Origin of the sequence: Bacteroides fluxus YIT 12057, assembly GCF_000195635.1 — a bacterium.
Taxonomy (GTDB): domain Bacteria; phylum Bacteroidota; class Bacteroidia; order Bacteroidales; family Bacteroidaceae; genus Bacteroides; species Bacteroides fluxus.
The window spans coordinates 44494-51958 of the sequence record NZ_GL882639.1 but is presented as its reverse complement, the minus strand read 5'-3'; the positions used below and the strand labels follow the sequence as shown (position 1 = coordinate 51958).

Genomic DNA, 7465 nt, shown 5'->3' with positions numbered 1-7465 from the left:
TATAACAATCCCAGAGCATTCGCTCAATAAAGTTAACTTTTTAAATGAAAGCCGTGCAATCCCCTTTGTTTTTAGATTCCGTAAAATACAATATGTATATGTTTCCCGTGCTTGCCGGAAGATTGTAGAAATCATTATAAATTAAGTATTTTCCTCTTATTGTACATCATACAATTACCACTTGTGGAACATTTCCTGGAATACATATTGTATTTCATATGATAACTATATATTTTGTTATTGTATAAAGTATGATATGTATTTATTTGAAAAATAATGCTTTATAACATTATAAAAATATTCTTTTTATCTATTGCGGATTAGAAAAACCTATTTATATTTGCAGCGCTTAAACAGACATATTATGCAAGACATGGAACAAAAAATACCTTTGGCCAACAATCATATCTCTGTAGATTGTGTTGTGATTGGTTTTGACGGGGAGCAACTGAAGGTTCTGCTGATTAAACGTGTGGGCGAAGAGCAAGGGGAAGTATTTCACGATATGAAACTTCCCGGAAGTTTGATTTACATGGATGAGGATCTGGATGAGGCCGCCAAAAGAGTATTGAATGAATTGACGGGACTGAAGAACGTCAACCTGATGCAGTTCAAGGCTTTCGGTTCTAAGAATCGGACGAAAGATCCTAAAGATGTACATTGGCTGGAACGTGCCATGCAATCCAAAGTAGAGCGTATTGTCACTATAGCCTATCTTTCCTTGGTAAAGATAGACCGGACGCTGAGCCGTGAGCTGGACGATTACCAGGCGTGTTGGGTGGCGATGCACGATATAAAGGCTTTGGCGTTCGATCATAATCTGATTATCAAAGAGGCCATGATATACATACGCCAGTACGTTGAAATCAATCCGTCTTCCTTGTTTGACTTACTGCCGCGAAAGTTTACGGCTTCCCAACTGCGTACATTGTACGAGTTGGTATATGGGAGACAGTATGACGTACGTAATTTCCACAAGAAAATAGCTTTGATGGAATATGTCGTCCCCATGGAGGAGAAACAGCAGGGAGTGGCCCACCGGGCAGCACGTTACTACCGCTTCGATAAGAAGATATACAATAAAATCAGGCGCTGAAAAGGGGTGTGATTTAAGATTTATGCCGTATAAGGGGGATGAATTATAAATCCCAGCAGAATAAATCATAAATTATAGATCTCAACAGAATAAATCATAAATTATAAATCTCAAATCATAAATATGTTTCTATTAGGTTATGACATTGGTAGCTCGTCTGTCAAAGCGAGTCTGGTAAACGCTGAAAGCGGTAAGTGTGTATCGTCAGCATTTTTCCCGAAGACAGAAGCGGAAATTATTGCGGTAAGACAGGGGTGGGCGGAACAAAACCCCGAAAACTGGTGGGAGAACTTAAAACTTGCCACGCAAGCTGTGCTGGCGGAGTCCGGAGTGAATGCCGGAGACATAAAAGCCATCGGCATCTCTTACCAGATGCATGGATTGGTATGCGTTGACAAAAACCAGCAGGTGCTGCGTCCTGCCATTATCTGGTGTGACTCAAGGGCTGTTCCCTACGGGCAGAAAGCTTTTGAAATGCTGGGGGAGGAGACTTGTCTTTCCCGTCTGCTGAATTCACCGGGTAATTTCACCGCGTCCAAGCTGGCATGGATTAAAGAAAACGAACCTGGCATTTACGAAAAGATATATAAAATAATGTTACCGGGCGATTATATCGCTATGAAGTTAAGCGGTACAATCTGCACAACCGTTTCGGGCTTGTCCGAAGGGATGTTCTGGGATTTCAAGAATAGCCGGATCGCTGATTTTCTGATGGACTATTACGGCTTTGACAACTCCTTGATCGCTGACATCAAGCCTACTTTCTCCGAACAGGGTCGTGTCAATGCCAAAGCGGCCGGAGAACTGGGATTGAAAGAAGGTACGCCGATTACTTACCGTGCCGGTGACCAGCCCAACAATGCTTTGTCATTGAATGTATTCAATCCGGGAGAAATAGCTTCTACCGCCGGAACCTCCGGTGTGGTATATGGTGTGAACGGTGAAGTGAATTACGACCCGAAATCGCGTGTCAACACCTTTGCGCACGTCAACCACGCTGCGGGGCAAACCCGTCTGGGTGTTCTGCTGTGCATCAACGGCACGGGCATCCTCAACTCATGGATAAAACGCACCGTCGCTCCCGAAGGCATCTCCTACAACGATATGAACCTGCTGGCGGCACAAGCCCCCATCGGCAGTGCGGGCATCAGCATCCTGCCTTTCGGCAATGGTGCGGAGCGTATGTTGGAAAACAAGGAAACCGGCTGTTCCATTCATGGCGTCAACTTCAACCAGCATGGTAAGCAGCACATCATCCGTGCGGCCCAGGAGGGAATTGTATTCTCTTTCAAATACGGAATCGACATCATGGAAAGCATGGGTATTCCCGTACAGAAAATTCACGCAGGAAAAGCAAATATGTTCCTCAGTCCCCTGTTCCGCGAAACGTTGGCGGGTGTGACGGGAGCAGTTATAGAGCTATATGATACGGATGGTTCCGTAGGAGCCGCCAAGGGTGCAGGCATCGGCGCAGGTATCTATAAAGATAACAAGGAGGCCTTTGCCACACTTGACAGGCTGGAAGTGATAGAGCCGGATCCGGCAGACAGCCAGGCTTATGCGGATGCATATGCACGCTGGAAAGGATTCGTCTGATTTGCAGGACATAGCTGAAGAGTAAACAAATTCTATAATAAACCCAACCGCCTCCTTTCCTTTTCCAGAGGGATGGGAGTGGTAAAAAACTAAAAAACATTATGGCAACAAAAGAGTATTTTCCTGGAATAGGAAAGATTAAGTTTGAAGGTAAAGAGAGTAAGAATCCCATGGCATTCCGCTATTATGATGCTGAAAAGGTCATTATGGGCAAGAAGATGAAAGATTGGCTGAAGTTTGCCATGGCATGGTGGCACACGCTTTGCGCAGAAGGCGGCGACCAGTTTGGCGGCGGTACTAAAAAGTTCCCGTGGAACGGTGATGCCGACAAGCTTCAGGCTGCAAAGAACAAGATGGACGCCGGTTTCGAATTCATGCAAAAGATGGGTATCGAATATTACTGCTTCCACGATGTGGACCTTTGCGAAGAAGCAGACACTGTCGAAGAGTATGAAGCCAACTTGAAAGCTATTGTTGCATACGCAAAGCAAAAGCAGGAAGAAACCGGCATCAAGCTGCTGTGGGGTACCGCCAATGTATTCGGTCATGCCCGCTACATGAACGGCGCAGCTACCAATCCCGATTTCGATGTAGTGGCACGCGCGGCTGTTCAGATCAAGAACGCCATTGACGCGACCATTGAATTAGGCGGTTCAAACTATGTATTCTGGGGTGGCCGCGAAGGCTATATGTCTCTGCTGAACACAGACCAGAAACGTGAGAAAGAACATCTCGCGCAGATGTTGACCATTGCCCGCGACTACGCCCGTGCCCGTGGTTTCAAAGGTACCTTCCTGATTGAGCCGAAACCTATGGAGCCGACTAAACACCAGTATGATGTGGATACAGAAACTGTTATCGGTTTCTTGAAAGCCCATAATCTGGACAAGGACTTCAAGGTGAATATCGAAGTGAACCACGCCACTCTGGCAGGTCACACTTTCGAGCACGAACTGGCAGTGGCTGTGGATAACGGCATGCTCGGCTCTATCGATGCCAACCGTGGTGACTACCAGAACGGTTGGGATACGGATCAGTTCCCCATCGACAACTTCGAACTGACACAGGCCATGATGCAAATTATCCGTAACGGTGGTTTCGGCAACGGTGGTACAAACTTTGACGCCAAGACCCGTCGCAACTCTACTGACCTGGAAGACATCTTTATCGCCCACATTGCAGGTATGGATGCGATGGCGCGTGCATTGGAAAGTGCAGCCCAACTACTTGAAGAATCTCCTTACAGGAAGATGCTGGCCGACCGTTACGCTTCCTTCGACAGCGGCAAGGGTAAGGAGTTCGAAGACGGCAAGCTGACGCTGGAAGACGTTGTGGCATACGCTAAAGCCAACGGTGAACCGAAACAAACCAGCGGCAAGCAGGAATTGTATGAGGCAATCGTCAACATGTATTGCTGATGAATAGATATAGTTGGCAGATGACGGTTGACAGTTGCCATGCGGCATAAGCACGCAGGCGTCTGTCAACTGTCATCTATCACTTTTATCTGTCATCTATCAACTATTTAAATCGACTATCATGAATTATACAGAAAAAGGCAGTAAACTCTATCTCTTCTCCATTGTGCTTGTGGCCGTAATCGGAGGGTTGCTTTTCGGTTACGATACGGCAGTCATATCCGGTGCCGACAAAGGACTCCAGGCATTCTTTATGGGGGCTTCCGACTTTGCCTACACAGATACAGTTCACGGCATCACTTCCTCCAGCGCACTTATCGGATGCATCATCGGCAGTGCCCTTTCGGGGTTATTCGCATCCAACCTGGGGCGCAAGAATTCTCTTTTCATCGCCGGTGTCCTGTTCTTCCTTTCGGCATTGGGCTCCTACAATCCGGAATTCCTTTTCTTTGATTACGGTGTTCCTTCCTATTCACTGCTTGTAGCATTCAACTTCTACCGTGTATTGGGAGGAATCGGTGTAGGTTTGGCATCCGCCATTTGCCCGATGTATATTGCGGAGATTGCGCCGAGCAACATTCGCGGGACGCTGGTGTCATGGAACCAGTTTGCCATTATCTTCGGCCAGTTGGTGGTTTACTTCGTGAACTTCCTCATTCTGGGCGAGAATTCAAATCCGGTAATCAAGGCCGTCGAAGGAGTCAACCAGATACTGAACCCAGAGGCTGCGGCATGGACTACGGAAATAGGCTGGCGTCTGATGTTTGTCAGCGAAGCTGTTCCGGCAGGGCTCTTTGCATTGCTCGTATTGTTTGTGCCCGAAACACCGCGCTATCTTGCCATGAGCGGCAAGGACGAGAAGGCGCTCCAAGTGTTGAGCCGCATCAACGGGTTGGCACAGGCAAAGGTCATTCTGGCGCAGATTAAGGCAACGGCAGAGGAAAAGACGGAAAAACTTTTCACTTACGGCTGGATGGTTATCTTCATCGGCATCATGTTGAGCGTGTTCCAGCAGGCGGTAGGCATCAATGCCGTGCTTTATTTCGCTCCCCGTATCTTTGAGACGATGGGCATGGGTAACCCGATGGTACAGACTGTCATCATGGGTATCATCAATATTCTGTTCACGTTGCTGGCGGTCTTTACAGTCGAGAAATGGGGACGTAAACCGCTGCTCATCTCGGGTTCTATCGGTATGGCGATAGGTGCTTTCGGAGTAGCTCTCTGCAATGTTGTGGCAGGACTTCCTCCCATGTTGGCGGTGGTCAGCATCATGGTTTATAGCGCTTCGTTCATGTTCAGCTGGGGACCCATCTGTTGGGTACTGATTGCCGAAATCTTCCCGAATACCATTCGTGGTGCGGCAGTGGCAATTGCCGTGGCTTTCCAGTGGATATTCAACTTCATCGTATCTTCCACTTTCGTGCCTATGTACAATATGAGTTTGGGAGATATGGGAGATAAATTCGGGCACATGTTTGCCTACGGCTTGTACGGCATCATCTGTGTGGTGGCTGCCCTGTTTGTGTGGAAGCTTGTCCCCGAAACGAAAGGTAAGACTCTGGAGGACATGACCAAATTGTGGCAGGACAGAAAAAACAAGAAATAAGCCTGTCTCATAAGAATCTTTCAGACTTGGACACATATTTCTGTTTCTCGGATAGAAGAACAGAAATATGTGTTGTTTTTTTGTTATTCCGGCATGCCCTTCATCCGCCCGACACGCAAAGAAAAACTCCCTAAGGAGGATAACGTGTAAGGATAAACTGTACCTTTGTACCGTTTTTTAATTAGGAATGACAAGATAGTTATGGATTCAATGAAAATTAATAAGGTGCAGATACGTAACCTGCAGATTGAAGATTACGACCAACTGGCACAATCATTCACACGCGTTTATTCAGACGGAAGCGATGTATTCTGGACACACAAGCAAATAGAGAAACTGATTCGTATCTTTCCCGAAGGGCAGATTGTGACGGTGGTCGATGAGCAAATTGTGGGCTGTGCGCTTTCCATCATCGTGAACTATGATGACGTGAAGAACGACCACACCTATGCCCAAGTGACAGGCAAGGAGACTTTCAACACCCACAATCCGAAAGGTAATATACTTTACGGTATCGAAGTATTTATCCATCCCAAATACCGCGGCTTGCGCTTGGCGCGCCGCATGTATGAATACCGTAAGGAACTTTGCGAAACGCTGAACCTGAAGGCAATCATGTTTGGCGGGCGTATCCCGAACTACTATAAATATGCCGATCAAATCCGTCCCAAAGAGTATATAGACAAGGTGAAGCAGAAGGAAATCTTCGACCCGGTGCTGACTTTCCAACTCTCCAACGACTTCCACGTGCGCAAGGTGATGCGCAATTATCTTCCGAATGATGAGGAGTCCAAACACTATGCCTGTCTGCTGCAATGGGATAATATTTATTACCAACCCCCCACGCAAGAGTTCGTAAATCCGAAAACCACCGTCCGCGTCGGTCTGGTGCAATGGCAGATGCGTACCTACAAGACACTGGATGACCTCTTTGAACAAGTGGAGTTCTTTGTGGATGCCGTGAGTGACTACAAGAGTGATTTTATCCTTTTTCCCGAATACTTCAACGCACCGTTGATGGCGAAATTCAACAATGAGGGAGAGTCACAGGCCATCCGCGGACTGGCAACCTATACCGAAGAAATCAGGGAACGTTTCGTCAAACTTGCCATCAGTTACAACATCAACATCATTACGGGCAGCATGCCGCTTATCAAGGACGATGGACTGCTATACAATGTAGGATTCCTTTGCCGACGCGACGGGAGCTATGAAATGTATGAGAAGATACACGTCACTCCCGATGAAATAAAGTCCTGGGGACTGAGCGGCGGCAAGTCCATCCAGACTTTCGATACGGACTGTGCCAAGATAGGCGTACTGATATGCTACGATGTAGAGTTCCCTGAACTGAGCCGTATCATGGCAGACCAAGGCATGCAGATACTCTTTGTGCCTTTTCTTACCGATACGCAGAATGCTTACAGCCGCGTAAAGGTGTGTGCCCATGCCCGCGCCATCGAAAACGAGTGTTTCGTAGTGATAGCCGGCAGTGTAGGCAATCTTCCCCGTGTACACAATATGGACATCCAGTATGCCCAGTCCGGTGTATTCACTCCCTGCGATTTTGCTTTCCCCACGGACGGTAAGCGTGCGGAAGCTACTCCGAATACCGAAATGATTCTTGTATCGGATGTCGATCTGGATTTGCTGAATGAACTGCATACCTATGGCAGTGTGCGCAACCTGAAAGACCGGAGAAGCGATTTATATGAGGTGAAAATGAAAAAATAATCTTATTTCGGA

General features: G+C 47.1%; 5 protein-coding genes. All 5 read left to right on the top strand.

Features of this window, described 5'->3' with window-relative positions:
* Positions 1–364 precede the first annotated feature (364 nt).
* The 5 genes from HMPREF9446_RS10380 to HMPREF9446_RS10360 all read left to right on the top strand — a co-directional run bounded on the left by HMPREF9446_RS10380 (position 365) and on the right by HMPREF9446_RS10360 (position 7453).
* Positions 365–1096, top strand: coding sequence for an NUDIX hydrolase (locus HMPREF9446_RS10380; protein WP_009125596.1), 732 nt, complete (start codon positions 365–367; stop codon positions 1094–1096).
* A 123-nt stretch (positions 1097–1219) separates the two neighbouring features.
* Entirely contained in the window at positions 1220–2692 is a 1473-nt protein-coding gene (locus HMPREF9446_RS10375; RefSeq protein WP_009125595.1) for a xylulokinase, read from the top strand.
* A gap of 101 nt (positions 2693–2793) precedes the next feature.
* On the top strand, positions 2794–4110 hold the full coding sequence (gene xylA / locus HMPREF9446_RS10370) for a xylose isomerase (RefSeq protein ID WP_009125594.1): 1317 nt from the start codon (positions 2794–2796) through the stop codon (positions 4108–4110).
* A 121-nt stretch (positions 4111–4231) separates the two neighbouring features.
* Positions 4232–5719, top strand: coding sequence for a D-xylose transporter XylE (gene xylE / locus HMPREF9446_RS10365; protein WP_009125593.1), 1488 nt, complete (start codon positions 4232–4234; stop codon positions 5717–5719).
* Positions 5720–5920: 201 nt separating this feature from the next.
* Positions 5921–7453, top strand: coding sequence for a carbon-nitrogen hydrolase family protein (locus HMPREF9446_RS10360; protein WP_009125592.1), 1533 nt, complete (start codon positions 5921–5923; stop codon positions 7451–7453).
* Positions 7454–7465 lie beyond the last annotated feature (12 nt).